Source organism: Nocardia asteroides (genome assembly GCF_900637185.1).
Classification (GTDB): domain Bacteria; phylum Actinomycetota; class Actinomycetes; order Mycobacteriales; family Mycobacteriaceae; genus Nocardia; species Nocardia asteroides.
The window spans coordinates 2913493-2939115 of record NZ_LR134352.1 but is presented as its reverse complement, the minus strand read 5'-3'; the positions used below and the strand labels follow the sequence as shown (position 1 = coordinate 2939115).

The following is a 25623-nucleotide window of genomic DNA, read 5'->3' as shown; positions in this document are numbered from 1 at the left end:
GCCTGATATGAAAAGCGTTGTGGGACAAGCGAACAATGTCGTGGTGGTCGGCGCGGGACTGGCCGGGCTGGCCGCCGCGCTGCACCTGCGCGGCGCGGGCGCCGAGGTGACGGTGCTCGAACGCGCCGATCATCCGGGCGGCCGGGTCGGGCGGTACCGGTTCGACGACTACGAGATCGACAGCGGCGCCACCGTGCTCACGCTGCCCGAACTGATCGACGAGGCCCTCGCCGCCGTCGGGCGGACCCGCGCGGACGTGGGCCTGCGGATCCACCGCATGGCCCCGGCCTATCACGCGCGCTACGCCGACGGCACCGACATCAAGGTGTTCGACGACGCCGAGACGATGGCCGCCGAGGTCGCCGCCACCTGCGGGCCCGCCGAGGCCCGCAACTACCGCAGGCTGCGCGACTGGCTGGACCGGATCTACCGCGCCGAGTTCGACGACTTCATGGACGCGAACTTCGACTCGCCGCTGGACCTGGTGCGCGGCCGCCGCTCGCGCGCTTCCCTGGCCACCCTGGCCCGGCTCGGCGGCTTCGGCAGGCTGGGCCCCAAGGTGCGGTCCTACCTGCGCGACGAGCGGCTGGCCCGGCTGTTCACCTTCCAGGCGCTCTACGCCGGGACGGTCCCCGACAAGGCGCTGGCGCTCTACGGCGCGATCCCGAACATGGACACCTGCCAGGGCGTGTACTTCCCCGAGGGCGGCATGCGCGCCGTCACCACCGCGCTGGCCGAGGCGTTCGTCGCCGCGGGCGGCACCCTCGTCCTCGACGCCGAGGTGACCGGCATCCGGTACGCGCCGGGGCGCGGCAGCCGCCGGGCCGAGGCGGTCCGGCTCGCCGACGGACGCAGTTTCGCGTGCGACGCGGTGGTGCTCACCGCCGATCTGGGCTCGCTGCCGAAGTTCGGCGTGCGGTACCGGCGTGGCCTGCGCGCCTCGCCGTCGGCCGTGGTGGCCCACGGGACCGTGCCCGCCGAGATCGCGGCGCGCTGGCCGATCCAGGCGCACCACACGATCGATTTCGGCGCCGCCTGGGCCGAGACGTTCCGTGAGATCGCGGCGCCACGCGGACGCGGCGCGCTGATGAGCGATCCGTCGATGCTGCTGACCAGGCCCGCGCTCACCGACCCCGGCCAGTTCGTCGACCGCGCCGACGGCCGCCACGAACCGCTCTCGGTCCTCGCGCCCTGCCCGAACCTGGACTCCGCGCCCCTGGACTGGGACCGGCTCGCCCCCGCCTACCTGGGCGAACTGCTCGCCGAGCTGGAACGCCGCGGGTACACCGGAATCGCCGAGCACTTCACCGTCGACCACGTCGACACTCCGGCGACCTGGGCGGCGCGCGGCATGATCGCGGGCACACCGTTCTCGGTCGCGCACCTGTTCCGGCAGACCGGTCCGTTCCGTCCACGCAACCTGCCACGGGGCATGGACAACGTCGTTCTCGCAGGTTGCGGCACCACTCCGGGGGTCGGGGTGCCCACCACGCTGCTGTCGGGCAAGCTGGCCGCCGCGCGAATCACCGGTGGCCGGACGCACAGCCGCACCGACCGCCGGGTTAGTGTTCGGAGTTGAAGCCGTAAACTTGCGGCCGACCATCAGCTCGCGGTTGCGACCGCCGACCATCCGGGGGGACGAACCGAATATGCCGCCCCCCGAGACGACCGTAGGCCCCATGGACACCACGCGCACCCTCGAACCGCAGCGCCACATGCCCACCGGGATCGATCCCGGCGTCCGGACCTGGCTACGCACCGCGGGCGATTTCGCCCGCAGCCCCGAAGGCCACGCGGCCATGATGGGCTTCTTCGGCGCGGCGATGATCACCTTCGGCGGTTTCGGCGCGGGCGCGGTGCGCAAGCGCGACCCACTGCTCGAGGCGCTACACCTGTCGTGGCTGCGGTTCGGCCACGGCTACGCGCTGTCCACGATCCTCATCTGGGCCGGTGTGCTGATGATGATCACCGCGTGGGTCCGGTTGGGCCGCACCACCATCGGCACCCGCGGCGCCGGGGTCACGCCCAACGAGCTGCGCGCGATCGTCGGCATCTGGATCACCCCGCTGCTGTTCGCGGCGCCGATGTTCAGCCGCGACGCCTACTCCTATCTCGCCCAGGGCGCGCTGCTGCGTGACGGTTTCGACCCCTACCAGGTGGGTCCCGTCGCCAATCCCGGTGTGCTGCTGGACAATGTGAGCCCGGTCTGGACCACGACCACCGCGCCCTACGGCCCGGTGTTCCTGCTCATGGGCCGCGCCATCACGCTCATCACCGGCGACAACGTCATCGCGGGCACCATCGCCCTGCGGTTCGTCATGCTGCCCGGCCTGGCGCTGATGATGTGGGCGGTGCCGTACCTGACCAAGCACCTGGGCGGCAAGCCGACCGTGGCGCTGTGGCTGGCGGTGCTCAACCCGCTGGTGCTCATCCACCTCATCGGTGGCGTGCACAACGAGATGCTGATGGTCGGGCTCATGTGCGCCGGTATCGCGCTGGTGCTGGAGCGTCATCACGTGGCGGGCATCGTCGTGGTGGCCATCGGCGTCGCGATCAAGGCGACCGCGGGCGTGGCACTGCCGTTCCTGGTGTGGATCTGGATGCTGCACGAGAAGGAACGCCGGGCGGCGCAGCGGGCCGCCGAGCATCCGGACGCGGCGCCGACGGAGGACCAGCGGCATCCCGACGCGGCCAGGGCCAGCGCCGACATGCCGCATCCGCTGTTCATGTTCGCCAAGATCGCCGGTCTGGGCGTGAGCGTGTTCGCGCTGGTGTTCGTGGCGGCCTCGGCCATCGCCGGCGTCGGCTTCGGCTGGGTGACCGCCCTGTCGGGCTCGAAGAAGATCATCAACTGGCTCTCGCTGCCGACGGTCCTGGCGCACATGATCACCTGGGTGACCCCGCTACGGATGGAGTCGGTGATCGGGGTGACCCGCACGCTGTGCGCGGCCGCGCTGGTCGCGGTGCTGGTGTGGACCTGGTGGCGATTCCGGCACAGCGAGCGCGAGGCCGTGATGGGGATCCTGATCGCGTTCGTCGCGATCGTGCTGCTCTCCCCCGCCGCGCTGCCCTGGTACTACTCGTGGCCGCTGGCCCTGGCCGCCGGTTTCGCGCTGTCGACGTCGACGTTGCAATGGCTGGTCGGCATCTGCACCTGGCTGATGCTGGTGTTCCAGCCCGACGGCTCGATCGGGCTGTACAACTTCTGGCACGTCGCGCTGGCCACCTTCGCCGCCGTCGTGGCCGCGGTGTCGCTGCGGGTCGTCGACCCGCTGCACCTGCGCTCGGCCAGTTCGCAGCCCGTCAGCAGGGAACCGGCGCCCACCCTGCGGGCATGAGCGAGCAGTCCCGCAGCACCCTCGCACCGCCTCCCGGCGGCACCGGAGGCGGTGACACCGCCGTGGCCGACGCGGCGTACGCGACCTGCCGCCGGATCGCCGCCGAGCACGGCCGCACCTACTACCTGGCGACCACCCTGCTCACGCCACCGCGCCGCCGTGCCGTGCACGCGCTGTACGCCTTCGCGCGCATGGTGGACGACATCGTCGACTGTGCCGACGATCCGGCGCACGTACTCGATCCGCGCGACGGCGCCCGCCCGCCGACGCCGGGCGACCCCGCCGCGATCAGCCCCGCCCAGCAGCTCGATCTGGCCGAGCGGCAGCTGCGCCGCGCGCTCGAGCACCGCGACATCGATACCGCCGACCCGCGCCGCGCCCAGATCCTCACCGCCGCCGCGGACACCATCCGCCGCTACGACATCGCGCACCGGCATTTCTGGACGTTCCTCGACGCCATGCGTATGGACGTGCCCGGTACCGCCGGTCACCGCACCCGCTACGCGACCATGACCGAACTCCGCGAGTACATGCGCGGTTCCGCGGCCGCCATCGGTCTGCAACTGCTCCCGGTGCTCGGCACGGTCGTCCCGGTGGCCGAGGCCGAGCCCCCCGCGGCGGCGCTGGGCGAGGCGTTCCAGCTGACGAACTTCCTGCGCGATGTCGCCGAGGATCTCGACCGCGACCGGATCTACCTGCCGGCCGAGGAGCTGGCCGCCTTCGGCGTCGACGAAGATCACCTGCGCGCCTGCAGGGCCACCGGTCGCACCGATCAGTCGCTGCGGCGCGCGCTGGCCCATCTGATCGCCGTCAACCGCGACATCTACCGCCGCGCCGAGCCCGGCATCGATCTGCTCGAGCCCCGGGTCCGTCCGGCCATCCGCACCGCGGCCGCGCTCTACGCCGAGATCCTCGACCGCATCGAGGCGGCGGAGTACCAGGTGTTCGACCGCCGGGCCACCGTGCCCAACCGCCGTCGAATCCTGGTCGCCGCCAAGGGATTGGCCACCGTCCGGCGCTGAAGGCGGGGCTCAGCCCACGATCTCGGGCCGTTCGACCAGGCCGAGACGCAGGTGCTCGCTGTGATAGACCGCCTCGTCCAGCAGCTGGGCGACGTGCTGGTCGTAGAGGCTGTAGACGATGTTGCGCCCGGCCCTGGTACCGGTCACCAGTCCCAGATTGCGCAGCAACCGCAGCTGATGGGAGACCGCGGACTGTTCCATCCCGACCGCGTCGGCGAGCTCGGTCACCGGACGCGGGCCCTGCCGGAGCTCGGACAGGATCAGTAGCCGGCTCGGCGTCGCCAAGGCCTGCAATGTCGTCGCCACGTGTGCAGCGGCCGCGGCGTCGAGCCGGGTCGCAGGCCGGTCGCCTTCCACACCGTGTCCCATGGCCGGAGTGTAGCTGACCCGTCATACATGAAAACCTCTTCATATGATCTGTTATTCTCGGGTCCTCGTTCCCCGCTTCGGAGGTGCCCTGTGGTCTCGTCCACCACCACGCTCATCCGCCCGGCCGACCCGGCCACCCGCGTGCCGCCGGCGCGGACCCGGCTGTTCGCGATTCCCGAGATGCGCTGGGCCGCTGCGGCGACCGCGCTGTTCGCCCTCGGACTGGTCGCGAAGTTCACCGGCGCCCCGGCGTGGCTGTGGTGGTCGCTGCTGCTGGCCTGTTACGCCACCGGCGGCTGGGAGCCGGGGCTCGAGGGGCTGAAGGCCCTGCGGGACAAGACCCTCGACGTGGATCTGCTGATGGTGGCGGCCGCGATCGGGGCGGCGGCGATCGGCCAGGTCGTGGACGGGGCGCTGCTCATCGTCATCTTCGCCACCTCGGGCGCGCTCGAGGCGCTGGCGACCGCCCGCACCGAGGACTCGGTGCGCGGCCTGCTCACCCTGGCCCCCGACACCGCCACCCTGCTCACCGCCGACGGCGAACAGACCGTCGCCGCCGCCGATCTCGCCGTCGGCGACGTGATCCTGGTGCGCCCGGGCGACCGGATCGCGGCCGACGGGCAGGTCGTCGACGGGGCGAGCGAGGTCGACCAGGCCACCATCACCGGCGAACCGCTGCCGGTCGACAAGGCCCCGGGCGACGAGGTGTTCGCCGGCACCCTCAACGGCACCGGCGCGCTGCGTGTCCGCGTGGAGCGCAGGGCCGAGGACTCGGTCGTCGCACGCATCGCGGCACTGGTCGAGGAGGCGGGCCGGACCAAGGCCAAGACCCAGCTGTTCATCGAGAAGATCGAACAGCGCTATTCGATCGGCATGGTCGTCGCCACCCTCGCGGTGTTCACCGTGCCACTGATTCTCGGTGCGACGCTGCGGGATTCGCTGCTGCGCGCGATGACGTTCATGATCGTGGCCTCACCGTGCGCGGTGGTCTTGGCGACCATGCCGCCCCTGCTGGCCGCGATCGCCACCGCGGGGCGCCACGGCGTGCTGGTCAAGTCGGCGGTGGTGATGGAACAGCTGGGGACCACCACCCGGGTGGCCTTCGACAAGACCGGCACCCTCACCCGGGGCCTGCCCGAACTGGTGGAGATCCACCCCCTGGCCGACATCTCCGGCGATCACGTCCTGCGCCTGGCCGCCGCGGTCGAGCTTCCGAGCGAGCACCCGCTGGCCGCGGCCACGGTGCGCGCCTGCCGTCAGCGCGGTCTCGCGATCCCCGACGTCACCGACTTCGCCGCCCAGCCCGGCCGGGGCGTCTCGGGCCGTATCGACGGCAGTCTGGTGCGAGTCGGCTCGCCCGCTGTCCTCGCCGAGCGCCGGACCAGCAGCGCGGCGGTACCAGGCCGAGACTGCACCGAGGCAGACGCTCGCCGGTCCGGTTCCGCGATACACAGCACCGGCGATCAGCCGCCTGCCATCGCGAAGGTCCCGCCGCCTACCCGCTTCGCCGCCGCACCCTCCACCGAAGCGCCGGAAGGGCACGCGCCGGCCCGACCCGCCGACCGCGCATCGAGCCTGGACTCTCCGCCCGCGACGCGAGCGGGGAAGGTGATCGCGGACCTGCAAGCACGTGGGCGTACCGCGGTGGTCGTGCTGCGGGACGGCGAAGCGATCGCGGTGCTGGGGTTCACCGATCAGGTACGACCGGAAGCGGCGGACGCGGTGGCCGCGCTGACCGAATCCACCGGCGGCACACCGGTTCTGCTGACCGGTGACAATCAGGCCACCGCGGATCGGCTCGCACGCGAGCTCGGCATCACCGAGGTACGGGCCGGGCTGCTGCCACACGACAAGGTCGCGGCGGTGCGCGCGCTGGAGGCCGACGGGTCACGGGTGACCATGGTGGGTGACGGCATCAACGACGCGCCCGCGCTGGCCGCCGCGCACGTGGGTATCGCCATGGGCGGCGCCGGTTCGGATCTCACGATGCAGACCGCCGACGCCATCGTCGTCCGCGACGACCTGACCGCCGTCCCGGCCGTCATCGCGCTGTCGCGCCGGGCCCGCCGGGTGGTGCTGGCCGACCTCGCCGTCGCGGCCGGTTTCATCGCCGTCCTGGTCGTGTGGGACCTGGTCGGCCACCTGCCGCTGCCGCTGGGCGTCCTCGGCCACGAGGGTTCGACCGTCATCGTCGGCCTCAACGGCCTGCGGCTGCTGCGCTCGTCCGCCTGGCGGCGCGCGCAGACGGAGGCGACAGGCACCGCCGTCGCGGCGAAGACGGGCGACTGAGCGCGGCCCTGCCCGTCACCGGCAGCTCGTCGGCGACGGGCAGGGCGCGGGGCTCAGAAGGGTTCGGCGGCGGCGCGGCGGACGACCTCGCGGGCCAGGGGACCGTGCAGCGCGTCGACGGGACGGCCGGGCAGCGAGTCGTCGGGGGTGTAGATCCAGCGCAGGATGTCCTCGTCGCTGTACTTGCCGTCGCGCATCACGGTGATGAGGCCGGGCAGCATCCGGACGATCTCGTCGTTGTCGTCGAAGAAGCGGGACGGAATGCCTGCGACACCGTTGCGGCGGATGGCGAGGAGCTGGTGGTCACGCAGCAGCTGGTGCACTGCGGTGACCGGAATACCGAGTATCTCGGCGGCCTCGGGAAGCGAGACGAGGGTTTCGGTGTCGGGCAGCACATCGTCGCTGCAGGGGAAGGCACTCACCCGCACAACCGTAGTACGTGCGAGCTGGTACGCATCGGCTGGCATGCCGTCTGGGCCCGGCTACGATCGTGGTGGCCGCACACGGTGGCCTGGTCGCTTGTCGCAGTGTGGCGAGGGGTGCGAAGTTCGTGAAAGCCGGAGGACATCACTTGATCGGCCAGATGCTGGAAGGGCGCTATCGGATCGATGCGCCGATCGCCCGCGGCGGAATGTCGATGGTGTTCCGGGGGACCGACACCCGGCTGGATCGGCCGGTCGCGATCAAGGTGATGGATCCCAAGTTCGCCGGTGATCCCCAGTTCCTCACCCGCTTCGAGTTCGAGGCGCGCGCGGTGGCCAAGCTCAAGCATCCGTCCCTGGTCGCGGTGTACGACCAGGGTATCGACGGCGAGTACCCGTTCCTGATCATGGAATTGGTGGAGGGCGGCACGCTGCGCGAACTGCTGCGCGAGCGCGGCCCGATGCCGCCGCACGCCGTGCGCGCCGTCGCCGAGCCGGTGCTGCGCGCCATCGGCACCGCTCACGACGCCGGGCTGGTGCACCGCGACGTCAAACCGGAGAACGTGCTCATCTCCGACGCGGGCGAGGTGAAGATCGCCGACTTCGGCCTGGTCCGCGCCGTCGCCGCGGCCAACACCACCTCGGCCAGCGTGATCCTGGGCACCGCCGCCTACCTGTCGCCGGAACAGGTCACCACCGGCACCGCCGACGCCCGCAGCGACGTGTACTCCTTCGGCATCCTGATCTTCGAACTGCTCACCGGCCAGGTGCCGTTCACCGGCGACAACTCGCTGTCGGTGGCCTACCAGCGGGTGGAGAACGACGTGCCGGCGCCGAGCACGCTCATCGGCGGGGTGCCGCCGGAACTGGACGCGCTCGTGGCCAAGGCCACCGCCCGCGACCCGCAGCAGCGTTTCGCCGACGCCAACGAGATGGCGGCACGCCTGCAGACCATCGCGATGGAACTGAACCTGCCGCCGTATCGTGTTCCGGCGCCGCGGGATTCGGCCGAACACCTCAGCGAGAGCTACCGCACCGGCGCCGCGCACCATCCCGGCGAGCGCCCGATGACCCCGCCGCCGGTGGCCCCGCACCCGGTCGCCGTGCATCAGGCCGCGCCGCCGGATCATCAGCCCCAGCACACCCGGGTCGTCACCGCCCCGCGGCCGCGGCCCGACGAGTACGCCTCGGCCCACGCGGCGCACAACCCGTTCGCGCCGAACGAGAACACCTCGCGCCGCACCGGGCTGGTGTGGGCGAGCATCGTCACCGCGCTGACCCTGCTGGTCGGCATCGGCGGCTGGTGGCTCGGCGTCGGCCGCTACACCGCGGTGCCGCCGATCGCGGGCATGGACTCCGAGCGCGCCGTGGCGGTGCTGCAGGAGGCCGGGTTCGAGACCGTGCTGCGCAACAAGGCCTCGGACACGATTCCGGTGGGCGGCGTGGTCGGCACCGATCCGTCGGCCGGCTCGCGGGTCACCAAGGGCTCCACGGTCGCGGTGCTGATCTCCAACGGCAAGCCCCGGGTGCCCGACATCAAGCCGGGCGACCAGATCAGCGCCACCAACCAGGCCATCCGCGACGCCGGGCTCCAGCCGATCGACAGCGGCGAGGCGCCCAGCACCGCGCCGAAGGGCACCCTGGCCAAGGTGGACCCGGCGCCGGGCACGATCCTGCCGATGGGCGCGCAGGTCAAGGTGTATCGCAGCAAGGGGTCGCAGCCGGTCAACGTGCCGGATGTGCGCGGCAAGTCCGCCGAGGAGGCCGCGCAGGCGCTGGCCACGGCGGGCCTGACGGTCCGCGACACCCGCGTGCAGTACGACAAGAGCGTCGAGGGCGACAAGGCGATCGGCACCGACCCCGCCGTCGGCACCACCCTGCAGTCGGGCGACAGCGTGACGCTGATCGTGTCGAACGCGGTGAAGGTGCCCAACGTGATGGGTCAGACCGTCGGCAACGCCCGCGCCAAGCTGCAGCAACTGGGCCTGCGGGTGGAGGTCAAGTCCATCACCGACTCCGACAGCTCCCTGGTCATCGGCCAGGTGCCCGGCTTCAACTCGAACGTGGAGGCGGGCAGCGTCGTGACGCTCACCGCCCTGCCTTGAAGAGATCAGGCCCCGGACAAGGACGACAAAGACAAGGAAAAGCCCGGACGCGGTCATCATCGCTGACCACGCCCGGGCTCGTCCCGGACTTCAGCGCAGCATCTCGGCGACCAGGAAGGACAGTTCGAGGGACTGCTGGGTGTTCAGGCGCGGGTCGCAGGCCGTCTCGTAGCGGTCCTCGAGGTCGAGGTCGGAGATGTCCTGCGCGCCGCCCAGGCACTCGGTGACGTTCTCGCCGGTCAGCTCGATGTGCAGGCCGCCGGGGTGGGTGCCCAGCGCGTGGTGCACCTCGAAGAAGCCCTGCACCTCGTCGACGATGCGGTCGAAGTGGCGGGTCTTGAAGCCGGTGGACGACTCGTGGGTGTTGCCGTGCATGGGGTCGCACTGCCAGATCACCTGGTGGCCGGTGGCCTGGACCTTCTCGATGATCGGCGGCAGCACCTCGCGCACCTTGCCGTTGCCCATCCGGGCGACCAGGGTGAGCCGGCCGGGCTCGTTGTTCGGGTCCAGCCGCTCCACGTATTCCACGGCCTGATCGGGCGTGGTGGTGGGGCCGATCTTGAGGCCGATCGGGTTGGCCAGCAGCTCGGCCAGCGCGATGTGGGCGCCGTCGAGCTGACGGGTGCGCTCGCCGATCCACAGGAAGTGCGCGGACAGGTCGTAGAGCAGCGGCTCGCCGGTCTCGCTCTCGCTCAGCCGCAGCATGGCGCGCTCGTAGTCGAGCACCAGGGCCTCGTGCGAGGCGTAGATGCGGGCCGACTTCAGGCTCGGGTCGTTGACCTGACAGGCGGTCATGAACCGCAGGCCGCGGTCGATCTCCTCGGCCAGCGCCTCGTAGCGGGCGCCCGCGGGCGACTGTGCGACGAAGTCGCGGTTCCAGTCGTGCACCTTGTGCAGGTCGGCCATGCCGGCGGTGGTCAGCGCGCGCACCAGGTTCATCGCGGCGCTGGCGTTGGCGTAGGCGCGGACCAGGCGCGACGGGTCGTGGCGGCGCACCGCCTCGTCGGCTACCAGCGAGTTCACCATGTCGCCGCGGTAGGACTTCAGACCGAGCGAGTCGACGTCGGAGGAGCGCGGCTTGGCGTACTGGCCCGCGATCCGCGCCACCTTCACCACCGGCAGGCTCGCGCCGTAGGTGAGCACCACGGCCATCTGGAGCAGTGTGCGGATGTTGCCACGGATGTGCGGCTCGGTGTTGTCGGCGAAGGTCTCCGCGCAGTCACCGCCCTGCATGAGGAACGCCTCACCGCGCGCGACGGCGGCGAGCTGCGATTTGAGCTCCTCCACCTCGGCGGGCAGGCAGATCGGCGGCACGCTCTCGAGCACCGTGCGCATGGTCGCCGCCTCGTCGGCGTCCCAGGACGGCTGCTGCAGCGCGGGCCGCGCGAGGGCGGCGTCGAGCCGGTTGCGCAGCTCGGCGGGCAGCGGCGGCAATTCCGGCAGGCGGTCAATGGGTACGTCGACGGTCCAGGTCACCAGATCAGAATACGGACCCGAGGGCTCGGGCGGAATCCGGCGTACCGGCTACCCCTGCGCAACGCGCCCGGACCGGCGGCATAGGGTTTCGTCGACCCATCGTGGGTCACGGACCGCGTCGTCCGCCCGGGGCGGACGCGGCCGCCCACCGGCACGAAGAGGCGATCTCCCTGCGATATTTCTACGACTCGGAATTCATCGAGGACGGGACGACGATCGATCTGATCTCGATCGGCGTGGTCTGCGAGGACGGCCGCGAGTACTACGCGGTGTCCACCGAATTCGACGCGGAGCGCGCGGGGCCGTGGGTCCGCAGGCATGTGCTGCCCAAGTTGCCGCCGGCCGGGTCGTCGCTGTGGCGCACGCGGACCCAGATCCGCGACGACCTGTTCAAGTTCTTCCTGCCCCGGCCCGGTGTGCAGCCGGAGCTGTGGGCCTGGGTCTCGGCCTACGACCATGTGGCGCTGTGCCAGCTGTGGGGTGACATGACCGCGCTGCCCAAGGGCATGCCGCGCTACACCAACGAGCTGCGCCAACACTGGGCCGCACACGGCAGCCCCGAACTGCCGCCGATCCCCGGCGACGCGCACGACGCGCTGGCCGACGCCCGGCACAACCTGGCCAAGTTCGAGGCCATCGAGACCTACCGCCGCGCACCCCGCCTGTAGGTTCCCCGGACACGCCGAAGGCCCCGAGTCACCTGGACTCGGGGCCTTCGTGGTGTGCGGGCTACACGATCAGTGACCGTGCGGCTCGTCGCCGTGGGCGCGCGCCTGCTCTTCCGCGAGCGCGGTGAGCATCTTGTGCTCCTCGGCGTGCTCGTTGGCGAAGTAGGCGTCCGACTCGGCGGTCGGGTCGGGCCGCAGGAAGCTGCCGGTACCCGGCTTGCCCGCCGAACCCAGCTTGTTCATCTTCTTGGGCACCGGGGCGCCCTGGTATTCCAGCGGGACCGCGTGGCCGTGGCCGTCGACCGGACCCAGCGGCTGGTGCACCTCGATGTACTCGCCGTGCGGCAGACGCTTGATGACACCGGTCTCGATGCCGTGCTCGAGCACCGCGCGGTCACTGCGCTGCAGGCCGATGCAGAACCGGTAGGCCACGAAGTAGGCCAGCGGCGGCAGCAGCAGCACGCCGATACGACCGATCCAGGTGGTCGCGTTCAGCGAGATGTCGAACTTCAGCGCGATGATGTCGTTGACACACGACAGCGTGAGCACCACGTAGAACGCGATGGCCATGGCGCCGATGGCGGTACGCACCGGCACGTCGCGCGGACGCTGCAGCAGGTTGTGGTGCGCGGTGGTGTCGCCGGTGAGGCGCTTCTCGATCCACGGGTAGGCGATCAGCAGCGTGAACACCAGACCCATGACGAGGGCGACCCAGAACACCGCCGGGATCGTGTAGCGACCCAGGTAGAGCTCCCACGGCGGCATCAGACGCGCCATACCGTCGGTCCACATCATGTAGAAGTCGGGCTGCGAACCCGCCGAGACCTGCGACGGGTTGTACGGGCCCAGGTTCCAGATCGGGTTGATCTGCAGGATGCCGCCCATGATGCCGACGATGCCGAGGGTGAACGCGAAGAACGCGCCCTGGTCCGCGGCGAACACCGGCACGATGCGCGCGCCGACCACGTTGTTCTCGGTCCGGCCGGGGCCGGGGAACTGGGTGTGCTTCTGGTACCAGACCAGCGCGACGTGCGCGCCGATCAGCGCCAGGATGATGCCCGGCAGCAGCAGCACGTGCGCGATGTAGAGGCGCGGGATGATGATGTCGCCGGGGAAGTCGCCGCCGAACATCAGCCAGTGCAGCCAGGTACCCACGACCGGGACACCGATGGTGATACCCGAGAACGCGGCCCGCAGACCGGTACCCGAGAGCAGGTCGTCGGGCAGCGAGTAGCCGAAGAAGCCCTCGAACATCGCCAGGATCAGCAGCAGCGAGCCGATCACCCAGTTCGCCTCACGCGGCTTGCGGAACGCGCCGGTGAAGAAGATGCGGAACAGGTGGATGATGATCGACGCCGCGAACAGCAGGGCCGCCCAGTGGTGGATCTGCCGGACGAACAGACCGCCGCGCACCTCGAAGGAGATGTTGAGCGCGGTCTCGTAGGCCCGCGACATGCCGACGCCGCGCAGCGGCTGGTAGGCGCCGTCGTAGGTGACGTGCGCCATCGACGGGTCGAAGTACAGCGTCAGGTAGATACCCGACAGCAGCAGGATGATGAACGCGTACAGCGCGATCTCACCGAGCAGGAACGACCAGTGGGTCGGGAAGACCTTGTTGATCGACCGCTTCATGAACGCGGCGGCGCGATACCGCTCGTCCATCTCGTTGGCTTGGTTCGCCACCAGAGTGCTCATGAACGACGCTCCCAGAAGGCCGGGCCGAGCGGCTCGATGAAGTCGCCGTTGGCGACCAGGAAGCCCTCGGAGTTGACGGTGATCGGCAGCTGCGGCAGCGCGCGGGCGGCCGGACCGAAGACCGGCTTACCCCACTCGGTCGCCGAGAACTGCGACTGGTGGCAGGGGCACAGGATGCGGTTGGTCTGCTGCTCGAACAGCGAGGTGGGGCAGCCGAGGTGGGTGCAGATCTTCGAGTAGGCGAAGTAGTCGCCGTAGTTGAAGCTCTCCTGGCCCTTGCGCTTGATGGCCTTCTCGGCGTCCGCGGTCCGCAGGCGGATCAGCATGACCGCGTTGCGGATGCCACGCAGCGACTGCAGGGTGGCGTGCTCGTCGCCGCGCCACTTCTCCTTCCACGGGAACACGGTCTCCATGGCGCCGGCGTCCAGGTCCTCCGGACGCACCAGCACGACATCCTGCGGGCGACCGGTGTCGCGGCGGATGTAGATGGTCTCGCCCGGGAAGTCCGGGGTCCAGCCCGAGACCCACAGCGGCGACTTGTCGCCCTTGGCCCACGGGTTCTTCACCATGCCGCCGACGAACACCAGCAGCGCGCCGATACCGAGCACGCCGACACCGGCGCCCGCGGTACCGAGCATCATCTTGCGGCGACCCAGGGTGGAGGTGTCGAGCGCGTCCTGCAGCTCGGCCGCCAGGGTGCGGCGCTCGACCTCGTCGGACGGGCCGTCGTGGCGCTGCTGGATCGAGATCTCGGCGGGGATGAACCGCTTGCGGATCAGCACGACCGCGATACCGATGACCAGCACCGCGATACCGAAGGTCAGACCGACCAGCGGGGTGAACAGCGAGTAGGCCGCGTGGCCCTCGTCGCCGTTGCCCTTCCATTCCCACGGCCAGAACAGGAAGACACCGATCAGCGCGGCGGCGGCCAGACCCGAGATGGCGAACCAGAAGGTGACCGCGCGCTCGGCGCGCTTCTCCGCGCGGGTGCCGGGCACCGGCCAGCGCTCGCCGCGGTACGCGACATCGACGCCGTCGCGCGCGGTACCGAGCTCGACCAGCTCGTCACGCGTCATCGCGTCCAGTTCGGCTTCGGTCGGTTCCCGACCCATGTCGTTGTGCTCCTGTCCACTCATGTGCGAGATCCGATCCACATCGCGGCACCCACCACGGCGGTGATGCCGATAACCCAGATCGCCAGACCTTCGGTCGCCGGGCCGAAACCGCCGAGGTCCCAGCCGCCGGGCGACTTCTCTTCCGCGGCGTTCTTGACGTAGGCGACGATGTCGCGCTTCTCCTCCGGCGTCAGCTGCCGGTCGGAGAACTTCGGCATGTTCTGCGGGCCGGTGAGCATGGCGTCGTAGATCTGCTGCTCGTTGGCCTCGGCCAGCGGCGGGGCGAACTTGCCGCCGGACAGCGCGCCACCGCGGGCGGTGAAGTTGTGGCAGGAGGCGCAGTTCATGCGGAACAGCTCCGAACCACGGGCGATGTCGTCGCCACGCAGCGATTCCTGCGCGATCTCACCGTTCGCGTCGCGGATCACCGAGGGGCCACCGCCGTTGGCGGCGACGAACGCGCCGAGCGCGTCGGTCTGATGCGCGTCGAACTTCTCGGGCTTGCGCATGGCCTGGGCCTCGTTGCGCGCCATCGGCATGCGGCCGGAGGACACCTGGAAGTAGACGGCGGCCTCGCCGACGCCGATGAGGCTGGGACCACGGTCCTCGACACCCTGCAGGTTGGCACCGTGGCAGGTGATGCAGGAGGTCTCGTAGAGCTGCTTGCCCTCGCGGATGAGCGCGGACTGGTCCTCGTGCGCGGTGGCGACCTGCGGCTCGGGAGTGAGCGCCGTGGCCAGGAAGCCGGCTCCGACCAGACCGACCATCAGCGCGAGCGCACCCGCGATACGACGGCGGGCGCGACGCTGCTTACGCGTCTTGGCGGCCTGACCGGTGCCGGGGCCAGCGGGCTCTGGGGCCGACGGGGGAGATGAACTCATCTGTGTCCCTTTGGAGTAGACGGAACCGACTTGTGCAAATGCTGTGCGCCCGCGCCTAGCGGACGAAGTAGATCGTGGCGAACAGCCCGATCCAGACGATGTCGACGAAGTGCCAGTAGTACGACACCACGATGGCCGCGGTGGCCTGCGCGGGCGTGAACTTGCTCAGCGTGGTGCGGATCAGCAGGAACACGAACGCAATCAGACCGCCGATCACGTGCAGGCCGTGGAAGCCCGTCGTGATGTAGAAGACCGAGCCGTACGAGCTGCCCGCGATCGAGGTGCCCTCGTGCACGAGGTGGTAGTACTCGTAGCCCTGGCCGGCGACGAAGAACGCGCCCATCAGCAGGGTGATCATGTACCAGCGACGGAGGCCGAACACGTCGCCCTTCTCCGCGGCGAACACACCCATCTGGCACGTGAACGACGATGCGACCAGCACGGCCGTCACCGGAACAGCGAGGCCGAGGTTCAGCTCGGTCGGCTCCGGGGGCCAGTTGCCGTGCGCCTGCGCGCGCGCAACGAAGTACATGGCGAAGAGGCCGGCGAAGAACATCAGCTCGCTCGACAGCCAGATGATGGTTCCGACGCTGACCATGTTGGGCCGGTTCAGCGAATGCACACGCTGAGTAATGGCCGATCCTGGGGTGCCTACTGCGGTCGTCACGGGGTAAGTATGACTCTTCGTAGTACGACAGCTGTACCCGGGTACGAAAGTTTGTCGCGAGAGTCGGAAAACCCACGCACAGAGGGGGTCCTGACCCGCCGTCGGCGTGTTGGCGACGATCACGTGACAACCGATTGTGGCAGCGTCAGATGTGGATAACCTGAGACGAGGAGGCGGCGATGGTCGTGGTGCGGATGTGGCGTCGGTGGTTCGGCGGTGCGGGCGAGTCGCTCGACCCGGCTCGCGACGATCTGGTCGTGGTGGCGGCGAGCTTCGACGACGCCGAGGCCTGTTCCACGGCGCTGGACCGGGCGAGCGCGCTCGACCGCGACGCCGACGCCGTGCTGCGCCACCATCTGCGCCTGCCCGCGGCCCAGCTCGACGCGGCCTGCGAGATCGCCGGATACGACGGCTACCAGCGGGCCGAGCCGGTCGACGCCACCGAGGGCGAGCTGGTGCCGCTGATCCTGCAGCGGGTGCAGCGGCTCGATCCGCTCTCCTGTTCCCAGGAACGGTCCCGGATGGCCGGGCTGGCGCAGCGCCACGACGGCGTGGCCGACGGCTGGGACGCGCTGCAGCCGCCGCGTCCCGCGCCGTAAACTCGGCACCCGGCGCAATAGGCTTGCGCTACCCCCTCGCGCCCGACCAGAGTTGCGCGATGGTGTTGTCGAACGGAGATGCGGAGCAGATGAGCGTGCGCAGCTGGCCCCAGGTGCTCGGAACCCTCGCCGACGGCGGCGACCTGGCCGCGGACGACACCACGTGGGTGATCGACGAGATCTTCACCGACAACGCCACCGCCGCCCAGATCGCGGCCTTCGGCGTGGCCATGAAGATCAAGGGCCCCACCCCGTCCGAACTGGCGGGCATGGTCGCGGGCATGCTCGGGCACGCGCGCCTGGTGCATGTCGACGGCGACGCAGTCGACATCGTCGGCACCGGCGGCGACCGGTCCGGCTCGGTCAACATCTCCACCATGTCCTCGGTGGTCGTGGCCGCCGCGGGTGTCCCGGTGGTCAAGCACGGCAACCGGGCCGCCTCGTCCAAGGCAGGCGGCGCCGACGTGCTCGAAGCGCTCGGGGTGAAGCTGACGCTGGGCCCGGAGTCGGTGGCGCGATCCGTGCGCGAGGCCGGGATCGGATTCTGTTTCGCGCCGCTGTTCCACTCCGGGCTGCGTTTCGCCGGTCCGGCGCGCAAGGAGATCGGCATCCCGACCGTGTTCAACGTGCTCGGCCCGCTGACCAACCCGGCGCAGCCGCGCGCGGGGCTGATCGGGTGCGCGTTCGCCGACCTGGCGCCCGTGATCGCGGGGGTGTTCGCCGAACGCGGCGCCAGCGCCTTGGTCGTGCGGGGGCGTGACGGCTTGGACGAGATCACCACCTCCGACGTCACCGATGTCTGGATCGTCAGCGGCGGGCGGATCCGGCAGACGGTGCTCGATCCGACCCGGCTCGGGATCGCCCGGGTCGAGTTGGACGCGCTGCGCGGCGGCGACGCCGAGGTCAACGCCGGGATCGCGCGCGAGATGTTCGCCGGGGCGCCGGGGCCGGTGCGCGACGCGGTGCTGCTGAACTCGGCCGCGGCGATCGTGGCCTACGACCTCTCGCGCGGCGCGGGTGACGTCGACCTGGATCTGGACGCGGCGCTGACCGCCGGGCTGGAGCGGGCCGCCGCCGCGGTCGACAGCGGGGCTGCCGCGAAGCTGTTGCAGGGCTGGGCCGAGCTCACCCAGGCGCTCGACGAGTCCTGAGCGAGCGAAACCCTCACTCCCCCAGCGAGAATCCGGCTTCCACGTCGGCGCTGGAATACGACTTGAAGGCGATATGGGTGGTGGTGCGGACGACGCCGGCCACCTTGTCGATGCCGCTGGTGACCACCTCGGCGATGCGCTCGTGATCGCGCACCCGCACGATGGCGATCAGGTCCACGTCGCCGGCGCAGGAGTACACCTCGGCCACGCCTGCGGTGTCGGCGAGCGCCTGCGCGGTCTCGGGGATGCGAGAGTTCTCGGCCTGGATCAGCACGATCGCGGTAATCATGGGATCAGCCTAGAACTTCGGGCCGCTCGGTGGCCGCTTTGAACCGTCGCATGAGGTCCAGGCTCTTCACGCCGGGTGCCGTTTCCAGCGAACTGGACACGTCGACGCCGTAGGGCCGGTGCCGGGCGATGGTGGCCGCGACATTGTCCGGGTCGAGCCCGCCGGCCAGCACGACCTTGCCCGGCAGCGTGCGCACCCAGTCGGGGAACTCCTCGAAGATCCCGGAACCGGCGCTGGCGTCGTAGAAGAAGTACTCGCTGGTCTGACCGGGCTCCGGCGGCTCGGCCGAGCAGTAGGCCAGGTTGGGCAGGTCGGTCCAGCGGTAGAGCTGGACCACGTCGAAGGCGTCGGCCACCTCGGTGACCTCGGCGGCCTCCAGCGCCACGACGAAGGTGGTGATCCGGCCGCGCGCGTAGTCGGCCAGCGCACGGGCCTGTTCGGGCGTGCGATACCGCTTGCTCTTGCGGGTGGCCATCACCCCGATCGCGGAATAGCCCAGCTCGACCGCCCAGTCGATCTGCTCCTCGGTGGTCAGGCCGCACACCTTCACGAACATCCGCGCCTTCGCCCTTTCTCCCGCTGCCACCAAACGGGGCAGGCGCGTCCATGATCCTCCGGCCGCGCGATCACCGTTGCGCCAGGTATTGCTCGCCCGCGCTGGGCGTGGTGGCGGCGGTCCGGGCCAGCTCGGCCCACCCCTTCCACCGCGCCGCGCCATACAGCGGCTCGCAGTACCCGTCGCTGGTACGCACGATGCGCGCACCCGGCTTGCTCAGCCAGCGCGCGATCACACCGACTTCCTCCGGCGGGGCACCGCGGAGCGGGGGGATGTCGTCAGCTGTGTGGGCGACGGGGCTGTCGTCGACCGCCGGGCCGTCGTGCGCAGCACCGCCGTCGCGGGCAGCACAGCCGTTGCAGCCGGGGCAGCAATCGTGCGCAGCACAGCCGTTGCGGCCGAAGCGGCCGTCGTGCGCAGCACGGCCGTTGCGGGCCGGGCAGCCGTCGTGTACGGGGCCGTCGTGGGCGGCGAGATCGTTGTGGGCGGGGCCGTCATGGGCAGCGGAGCCGTCGTGCGCAGCACAGCCGTTGCAGCCGGGGCGGCCGTCGTGCGCAGCACAGCCGTTGCAGCCGGGGCGGCTGTCGTGCGCAGCACGGCCGTTGCGGGCGGGACGGCCGTCGTGCGTGTGGGCGGCGTGGTCGTTGTGGGCGGGGCCGTCATGGGCAGCACGGCCGTCGTGGGCGGGGCCGCCGTGGGCGGAGAGGCCGTTGTGGGCGGTGCGGGCGACGTGGGTGAACAGGGCGCCGGCGGTGTCTGCTGTATGCGCGATCGGTGATGTTGCGGCACCAGGCGGTGTGATTGTCGTCGGGAGGGTGGGGCGGGGGTGGCGGGGGGACGATGCCGCGTCGCCCAGGTCGGGGACGACGGTTTCGGCGGACGCGACGATCTGGTCGACGATTGCCATGGGTGGGGTGCCTCGGCGGGCGGTGCCTGCGGCGGCGAGGCGGCCGTAGCGGATGACCGAGAATTCCCAGCCGCCCTCTCCGTCGGGGAGGGCGACGATCAGTTCGGCGAGCCGGGCCAGGGCGGCGAGGCGCTGGGTGCGGTGCAGCATGGTGACGACGGCGGCGGCGCGGTCGCGCAAGCGTGCGGCGGCTTCGAAATGCTGGGCGGCCGAATAGGTTTCGATGCGGTCGAGCATGGCGCGCAGCAGCGTGTCGGCGCGGCCGGTGAACAGGTCGAGCACCGCGTGCGTGGCGGGGGCGTAGTTCGCGGCGTCGAGGTCGCCATCGGCGCGCGCGGCCGGGCACCCGCCGACGGCGGCGGGCGGGCAGGTGTGCCGGGCGCTGCGGGACAGCCGGGTGGCGCAGGTGCGCAGGCCGGCGAACTCGGCGATCGTGGCCGCCACGTCGACGGCGTCGGTCCGGGAAGTGAACGGCCCCAACGCCGTTCGCGAGGGTGTGCGCACGGCGGTGAGCCGGGGGAAGGGCTCGTCGGTGAGCGTCAGCCACCAGCCGCGGCGCGGGAACTTCGAACGCCGGTTGTACGGCGGCGCGTGCGCCGCGAGCAGTCGCAGCTCGCGCACGCCCGCCTCCAGGCCGTGCGCGCAGACCACGTGATCGACCCGGATCGCCAGTGCCACCATCTCTTTCATCCGGCCGCGGGTCTCCGAACCGGTGAAGTAGTTGCGGACGCGGCGGCGCAGATTCACCGCCGTCCCTATATAGAGGACTTCGTCGGAGGGGCCGCGGAAGAGATAGACGCCCGGCGCGGACGGCAGATCGGTGGCGAAGGTGCGCTTGGCGCGCTGGGTTCCGGTGACGCCGGGCAGATAGTCGAGCAGCTCGGTCAGGCTGTGCACGCCCTGATTGCCGACCCGGCCGATCAGCGCGTGCAGCACGTCGACGGTGGCGCGGGCGTCGTCGAGGGCGCGGTGGGTGGGTGTGGTGGAGGCCCCGAGGATCTGCGCCAGGACACCGAGCCGGGCCGAGGGGGCTTCATCGCGGGTGAGTACCCGCCGCGCCAGTTTCACCGTGCACAGCACCTGGGGGTTGGGCCAGGCGATGTCCTGGCGGGCCGCGGCGGCCTTGAGGAAGGCGGTGTCGAAGCGCGCGTTGTGCGCCACCAGCACCGCGCCCGCGGCGAATTCCAGGAAGCCGGGCAGTACCGCCTCGATGCGCGGCGCCTCGTACACCATCGCGGTGGTGATCCCGGTGATCTGCACGATGGCGGGCGGGATCGCGAAGCCCGGATTCACCAGGGTCGCGAACTCCCCCAGCACTTCTCCCCCGCGCACCTTCACCGCCCCGATCTCGGTGATCGAATCCCCGTCGGGGCTGGTCCCGGTCGTTTCCAGGTCCACGACGACGAACGTGGTGTCGTACAGCGGGGTATCGAGCTCGTCGAAGGCCAGCTGACGCGCGGCGGCCGGAAGCGGTACGGGGTCGGGCACGGCGAGCAGCGTAGGACGGGGGTCCGACATGCTCGCCGCCGGTAATTCGGCGTGCGACTTTCGTTCCGGTGCGAACAAAATGACCTTGATCAGGGCTCGATGAGACCGGGCTCACAGTTTGCCGAGAATCACATCACCGCCGCGAATTTCATCGGGTAAGACCGATTACCGCTCGGAGCCTGCCGGAGCGGACCGGACGAGACGCCGGGGCGTGCCTGGGCGACCGACCGGTTCGAGAGGCGACGCGCCAAGGCGACCTGGGGGTTCACCCCTAGGGGTAGACCAATAGGCCGCGACCACGCCCGGTACGACACGCCCGGCGGCGATCGAGCAGCCCGCCGACGGCGACCTGGCGTTATCGTTTCGTGATTGGTGTGACGCAGCTCGCACGCAAAGTTCGGCCGTCGCGCCGAATTTGCTTCCCGGACCGATGTCCGACTTTACAAACCACCGTGATGTCTTCGTAACCTTTTCGAGACCTCACGGAGTTCCGTAGAGCCGGCAACGGTGCGACGGGATGAAGCCCGCCGCGTCATACGGACCCGGCGTCGTGGGGCAGATTGGAAGTACCCGCATCATGGCGACCAACACCGTCAAGCGTCAGGCGCAGCGAGCCGTTGCCGCCGGAGCCGTCGGCGCTGCCACCATCGGCGCGTTCCTCCTGCCGGCCGCCCCGGCGTCGGCGACGCCGGTCACCGTCCCCGGCATCGGCACCTTCGAGGTCCCCAACGAGATCCCGATCCCGCAGGGCATCCCCGGCATCGAGACCCCGGCCGCCCCGCAGGTCTTCACCGCCCCGCGCGCCACCGCCGCCGACATCGCCCTCGATGCCGCGCTGAGCAAGGTCGGCTCGCCCTACGTCTACGGTGCCGCGGGCCCGGACGCCTTCGACTGCTCGGGTCTGGTCCAGTGGGCCTACCGCCAGGCGGGCATGGACCTGCCGCGCACCAGCGACGCCCAGCTCGGCGCCGGCACCCCGGTCTCCATCGACAGCCTGCAGCCCGGCGACCTGGTGTCGTTCTACGGCGGCGGCCACTCGGGCCTCTACGCCGGTGACGGCAACGTGGTGCACGCCTCCACCTCGGGCACCCCGGTCCAGCTGGCGCCGATCTCCTCGATGCCGTTCGCGGGCGCTCGCCGCTTCTGATCGAGAAGGACGCGGTGCGTCGTTCGCGGGGAAGGGCGCACCGTGACCACTCCGTGGCCTACTGGACACGGGCACACGCAGTTCCGTAACCTGATCGAGACCTTCTCGCCGGACGCGGGGATCCGGTTCGGGTAAGGCGCTGTATCGGCGGACAACAAGAGAACGGGGCACCGCGCACTGTGACTGCACACCACCGGAACCGGCGCGGCCCGCGTGGCCTCGCCGCCGCCCTCTCCGCCGCGACCCTGGTGTGCGCCGCCTACGCGGCTGGACCCTCCCTCGCCGATCCGGTCGCCCTGCCGACCACCGCGGGGGACGCCATCGCCAGGATGGTCGAGTTGTCCCGCCAGGCCGAGGCCCTCAACCAGGCCTCGCTCACCGCGCAGTCCGACCTCGACGCCAAGCTCGCCGTGCAGCGCGATCTCGACGACAAGCTCGCCGCGAGCACCGCCGTCGCCGACGCCGCCCGCGCCGAGGTGCGCAAGTTCCAGCCGATGATCGATCGCACCGCGATCGCCACCTACACCGGCGCGCGCACCGATCGCATGTTCGCGGTGCTGTCGAGCAATTCGCCGCAGCAGCTGCTGGACAAGATGTCCACGCTGGACGTGCTCACCCAGCAGACCGCCGACGGGGTTCGGCAGTTCAAGCAGGCCGCCGACGTGGCCACCGCCGCCGAATCGGTCGCCCGTACCGCCGCCGACGCCGCGCGCACCGCGACCACCGCCGCCGAAGCCGTGCGCGCCGAGGTCGACCGCAAGCGCAACGACCTCACCGTCGCGACCACCCAGGTCGTCGAAGCCTGGGGCGCCCTGTCTGCCCGGGACAAGTCCACTCTGGCCGGCTCGCCGTTCCCGCCCGGCTTCGATCGCGACTCGCTGCTGCAGGGCCTGGTTCCCGGCAGCGGCACCAGCGCGCTGGCCGCGGCGCTCACCCGGGTCGGCGACCCGTACGTCTGGGGCGCCACCGGTCCGGACAAGTTCGACTGCTCCGGCCTCGTCCAGTGGGCCTTCAAGCAGGTCGGCAAGGACGTGCCGCGCACCAGCTCCCAGCAGGCGAACTACGGCACCCCCGTGGCCAAGGACGACCTGCAGCCCGGCGACGTCGTGCTGTTCTACCCGGAGATCTCGCACGTCGGCATCTACGCGGGCAACGGCATGATGGTGCACGCCTCCACCTTCGGAGTGCCGGTGGCCGTGGCGCCGATCAACACCACTCCGTTCCACTCGGCCCGGCGATACTGAGCCGGCGGTGACCGATCCGTCGCGCCGCCCGTCCGGCCTCCGTTCCTGGTTCTCGGCCAACGGCCGCCTCGAATTCACCCTCACGCTCGCCTCGGTCACCCTGCTGACCGGGGCGTGCGTGGCACTGATCCTGTTGCCGCGCAACGCCGGTCCGCTCCAGCTGGCCACCGACGAGGCCGAGGTGCTCGACACCACCGAGGGCATCGACGACCCCCGGCTCACCCCGGTGCGCCGCGAGCTCCAGCCGTTCGGCCCGATCCTCGTACGCCGCGTCGCCGCGGGCGGCGAGGCCGACGCGCTGCTGGTCGCGCACCCGGGTCACCGCACCGACCTCGACATCCTCGAACAGCAGCTCGCCCCGGCGATCGCCGACGTGAGCACCGTGTGGGGCACCGACTGGAATCGCGCGCCGGTGATCGTCGTCGCCGGGTCGCCCACCGAGTTCACCGCGCTGACCAGGGCGGCGGGCGCCGCGACGACCGCGGATGTGGCGGCGGTGTCGCTCACCGGCTCCTACGCGCCCGGCGCCAGGCCGACCGATCAGCGGATCGTGTTCAACCCCGACGCGCGCCGCCGGATCGGCACCGAGGGCCTGGCGACGCTGCTGCGCCACGAGCTCACCCATGTGGCGACCCGAGGCGCCACCACCGACGGCGCTCCGCTCTGGATGCTCGAGGGCTACGCCGAATATGTCGCCCAGCGCGGGCAGGGCAACACCTTCTCCCAGATCGCTCCGACGCTGACCACCCGATTACGCGCGGGCACCCTGCCCACCGAACTGATCACCGACGCCGATTTCGCCGGGCCCGACGCCGCCTTCGCCTACGAATCCGCCTGGAGCGCCTGCGCGTTCCTCGCCGACCGCTACGGCCAGGCCACCCTCACCACGCTGTACCAACGGCTCGCGACCGGCCCGCAGTCCCCAGCGGCGCAGGACGCCGCCTTCGCCGCGGTGCTCGGCGCCTCGCGCACCGACCTGCTCGACGGCTGGCGTGCCTGGTTGCGCGGCCACGCCGTCTGAACCGTTAGGTTGTTCCCTTATGGCCCGAACTCTGCTGGTTACCAATGATTTCCCGCCTCGGCCGGGCGGAATCCAGTCCTATCTGCAGGCGCTGGCGAATCAGCTGCCGCCCGACGACCTGGTGGTCTACGCGCCGCGCTGGAAAGGCGACAGCCACGAGAAGTTCGACGCCGCACAGAAGTTCCGCGTGGTTCGGCACCCGACGACGCTGATGCTGCCCACCCCGGGCGTGGTCAGGCGGGCGAGCGCGCTGCTGCGCGAGCACGAGTGCGACACCGTCTGGTTCGGCGCCGCCGCGCCGCTGGCCGCGATGACGCCGATGCTGCGCCGCGCGGGCGCCGAGCGGGTGCTGGCCAGCACCCACGGCCACGAAGTCGGCTGGTCGATGCTGCCCGGCGCCCGCCAGGTGCTGCGCTCGATCGGTGAGAACACCGACGTGGTGACCTACGTCAGCAAGTACACCCGGGGCCGGTTCGCCTCGGCGTTCGGCCCGCGCGCCGCACTCGAGTACCTGCCGCCGGGCGTCGACCCCGCCGAGTTCCGGCCCGACCCGGCCGCCCGCGCCGAGCTGCGCGCCCGCTACGGCCTCGGCGACCGCCCGACCGTGCTGTGCCTGTCGCGGCTGGTCGCGCGCAAGGGCCAGGACATGCTGATCGTGGCGATGAAGGAGATCCGCGCCCGGGTCGACGGCGCGGTCCTGGTGATCGCGGGCGGCGGACCCTACGAGGCCCGGCTGCGCGGCCTGGCCGAGGCGCTCGACGTCACCGACAGCGTGGTGTTCACCGGCCGGGTGCCCTCCGGCGAACTCGCCGCCCACCACACCATCGCCGACGTGTTCGCCATGCCCTGCCGCACCCGCGGCGCCGGCCTGGACGTGGAGGGCCTCGGCATCGTCTACCTGGAGGCCTCGGCCACCGGGGTGCCGGTGGTGGCGGGCAGCTCCGGTGGCGCGCCGGAGACCGTCCGCGAGGGCGAGACCGGTCTGGTGGTGCACGGCCGCTCGGTCGAGCAGATCAGCGACGCCGTCGTGGAGCTGCTCACCGACCGCGACAGGGCCGCCGCCATGGGGGCCGCGGGGCGGGCGTGGGTGGAGGAGAACTGGCATTGGGACCGCCAGGTCGCCCGGCTGCGGGAGCTGCTGCGGTGACACCCCGGCCGCTTCCGGTGTGGCGTC

The 25623-nt window shown here is 70.9% G+C and carries 21 protein-coding genes and 1 pseudogene; 12 read left to right on the top strand and 10 right to left on the bottom strand.

From position 1 onward, the window contains the following. Positions 1-7 precede the first annotated feature (7 nt). The 3 genes from crtI to EL493_RS13790 all read left to right on the top strand — a co-directional run bounded on the left by crtI (position 8) and on the right by EL493_RS13790 (position 4360). A complete protein-coding gene (gene crtI / locus EL493_RS13800) occupies positions 8-1579 on the top strand; it encodes a phytoene desaturase family protein (RefSeq protein WP_030204043.1) in 1572 nt (523 codons plus the stop codon). 136 nt (positions 1580-1715) lie between these two features. After that, positions 1716-3338, top strand: a complete 1623-nt coding sequence (locus EL493_RS13795; RefSeq protein ID WP_030204041.1) for an alpha-(1->6)-mannopyranosyltransferase A — start codon at positions 1716-1718, stop codon at positions 3336-3338. Next, the gene (locus EL493_RS13790) at positions 3335-4360 is read left to right on the top strand and encodes a phytoene/squalene synthase family protein (protein ID WP_019046201.1); all 1026 of its coding nucleotides are present in this window, start codon (positions 3335-3337) and stop codon (positions 4358-4360) included. Before EL493_RS13795 ends, EL493_RS13790 begins: the two co-directional genes overlap by 4 nt. Before the next feature lie 9 nt (positions 4361-4369). On the opposite strand, the gene EL493_RS13785 is transcribed toward EL493_RS13790, so the two are convergent. Next, positions 4370-4729: an ArsR/SmtB family transcription factor gene (locus tag EL493_RS13785; protein ID WP_030204036.1), complete on the bottom strand. Its 360-nt coding sequence runs from the start codon at positions 4727-4729 to the stop codon at positions 4370-4372. 90 nt (positions 4730-4819) lie between these two features. Here EL493_RS13785 and EL493_RS13780 point away from each other — a divergent pair, with 90 nt between their 5' ends. Continuing rightward, complete coding sequence (locus EL493_RS13780) at positions 4820-7018, top strand: heavy metal translocating P-type ATPase (protein WP_019046199.1); 2199 nt, start codon at positions 4820-4822, stop codon at positions 7016-7018. Positions 7019-7071: 53 nt separating this feature from the next. Here the strand turns inward: EL493_RS13780 and EL493_RS13775 are convergent, their stop codons facing one another. Continuing rightward, entirely contained in the window at positions 7072-7440 is a 369-nt protein-coding gene (locus EL493_RS13775; protein WP_030204034.1) for an Rv2175c family DNA-binding protein, read from the bottom strand. Between the two features lie 161 nt (positions 7441-7601). On the opposite strand from EL493_RS13775, the gene pknB reads away from it, so the two are divergent. Further along, on the top strand, positions 7602-9545 hold the full coding sequence (gene pknB / locus EL493_RS13770) for a Stk1 family PASTA domain-containing Ser/Thr kinase (RefSeq protein WP_019046197.1): 1944 nt from the start codon (positions 7602-7604) through the stop codon (positions 9543-9545). Positions 9546-9635: 90 nt separating this feature from the next. Here the strand turns inward: pknB and EL493_RS13765 are convergent, their stop codons facing one another. Beyond that, on the bottom strand, positions 9636-11021 hold the full coding sequence (locus EL493_RS13765; protein WP_019046196.1) for a class II 3-deoxy-7-phosphoheptulonate synthase: 1386 nt from the start codon (positions 11019-11021) through the stop codon (positions 9636-9638). Positions 11022-11191: 170 nt separating this feature from the next. Here EL493_RS13765 and EL493_RS13760 point away from each other — a divergent pair, with 170 nt between their 5' ends. Continuing rightward, the gene (locus EL493_RS13760) at positions 11192-11689 is read left to right on the top strand and encodes a polyadenylate-specific 3'-exoribonuclease AS (RefSeq protein WP_030204031.1); all 498 of its coding nucleotides are present in this window, start codon (positions 11192-11194) and stop codon (positions 11687-11689) included. A gap of 69 nt (positions 11690-11758) precedes the next feature. On the opposite strand, the gene qcrB is transcribed toward EL493_RS13760, so the two are convergent. The 4 genes from qcrB to ctaE are packed head-to-tail and all read right to left on the bottom strand — an operon-like array spanning position 11759 to position 16047. Continuing rightward, entirely contained in the window at positions 11759-13384 is a 1626-nt protein-coding gene (gene qcrB / locus EL493_RS13755) for a cytochrome bc1 complex cytochrome b subunit (protein ID WP_019046194.1), read from the bottom strand. Continuing rightward, a complete protein-coding gene (gene qcrA / locus EL493_RS13750; RefSeq protein ID WP_022566007.1) occupies positions 13381-14520 on the bottom strand; it encodes a cytochrome bc1 complex Rieske iron-sulfur subunit in 1140 nt (379 codons plus the stop codon). Before qcrA ends, qcrB begins: the two co-directional genes overlap by 4 nt. Then, entirely contained in the window at positions 14517-15380 is an 864-nt protein-coding gene (gene qcrC / locus EL493_RS13745; RefSeq protein ID WP_022566008.1) for a cytochrome bc1 complex diheme cytochrome c subunit, read from the bottom strand. Before qcrC ends, qcrA begins: the two co-directional genes overlap by 4 nt. A 55-nt stretch (positions 15381-15435) precedes the next feature. After that, complete coding sequence (ctaE, locus tag EL493_RS13740; protein WP_030204029.1) at positions 15436-16047, bottom strand: aa3-type cytochrome oxidase subunit III; 612 nt, start codon at positions 16045-16047, stop codon at positions 15436-15438. Positions 16048-16226: 179 nt separating this feature from the next. Between ctaE and EL493_RS13735 the strand changes: the two genes are divergently transcribed. Together EL493_RS13735 and trpD are read left to right on the top strand one after the other, a co-directional pair. Next, complete coding sequence (locus EL493_RS13735; protein ID WP_019046190.1) at positions 16227-16646, top strand: hypothetical protein; 420 nt, start codon at positions 16227-16229, stop codon at positions 16644-16646. Between the two features lie 89 nt (positions 16647-16735). Beyond that, positions 16736-17797, top strand: coding sequence for an anthranilate phosphoribosyltransferase (gene trpD / locus EL493_RS13730; protein WP_019046189.1), 1062 nt, complete (start codon positions 16736-16738; stop codon positions 17795-17797). A 13-nt stretch (positions 17798-17810) separates the two neighbouring features. Here the strand turns inward: trpD and EL493_RS13725 are convergent, their stop codons facing one another. The 3 genes and pseudogenes from EL493_RS13725 to EL493_RS13715 form a co-directional block, all read right to left on the bottom strand. Then, positions 17811-18086, bottom strand: coding sequence for an Lrp/AsnC family transcriptional regulator (locus EL493_RS13725; protein ID WP_019046188.1), 276 nt, complete (start codon positions 18084-18086; stop codon positions 17811-17813). 4 nt (positions 18087-18090) lie between these two features. Next, positions 18091-18642, bottom strand: a complete 552-nt coding sequence (gene trpF / locus EL493_RS13720) for a phosphoribosylanthranilate isomerase (protein ID WP_019046187.1) — start codon at positions 18640-18642, stop codon at positions 18091-18093. A gap of 856 nt (positions 18643-19498) precedes the next feature. Beyond that, positions 19499-21067: pseudogene (locus EL493_RS13715) on the bottom strand (DEDD exonuclease domain-containing protein); the annotation flags it as partial. A gap of 547 nt (positions 21068-21614) precedes the next feature. Between EL493_RS13715 and EL493_RS13710 the strand changes: the two are divergent. The 4 genes from EL493_RS13710 to EL493_RS13695 all read left to right on the top strand — a co-directional run bounded on the left by EL493_RS13710 (position 21615) and on the right by EL493_RS13695 (position 25596). Then, a complete protein-coding gene (locus EL493_RS13710; protein ID WP_019046185.1) occupies positions 21615-22184 on the top strand; it encodes a C40 family peptidase in 570 nt (189 codons plus the stop codon). Between the two features lie 179 nt (positions 22185-22363). After that, the gene (locus EL493_RS13705; RefSeq protein WP_019046184.1) at positions 22364-23428 is read left to right on the top strand and encodes an NlpC/P60 family protein; all 1065 of its coding nucleotides are present in this window, start codon (positions 22364-22366) and stop codon (positions 23426-23428) included. 7 nt (positions 23429-23435) lie between these two features. Further along, positions 23436-24449 carry a hypothetical protein gene (locus EL493_RS13700; RefSeq protein WP_019046183.1) on the top strand — a complete coding sequence of 338 codons (1014 nt, stop codon included), beginning with the start codon at positions 23436-23438 and terminating at the stop codon, positions 24447-24449. A 19-nt stretch (positions 24450-24468) separates the two neighbouring features. Beyond that, positions 24469-25596, top strand: a complete 1128-nt coding sequence (locus EL493_RS13695) for a glycosyltransferase family 4 protein (protein ID WP_019046182.1) — start codon at positions 24469-24471, stop codon at positions 25594-25596. The last annotated feature ends 27 nt before the right edge of the window (positions 25597-25623 follow it).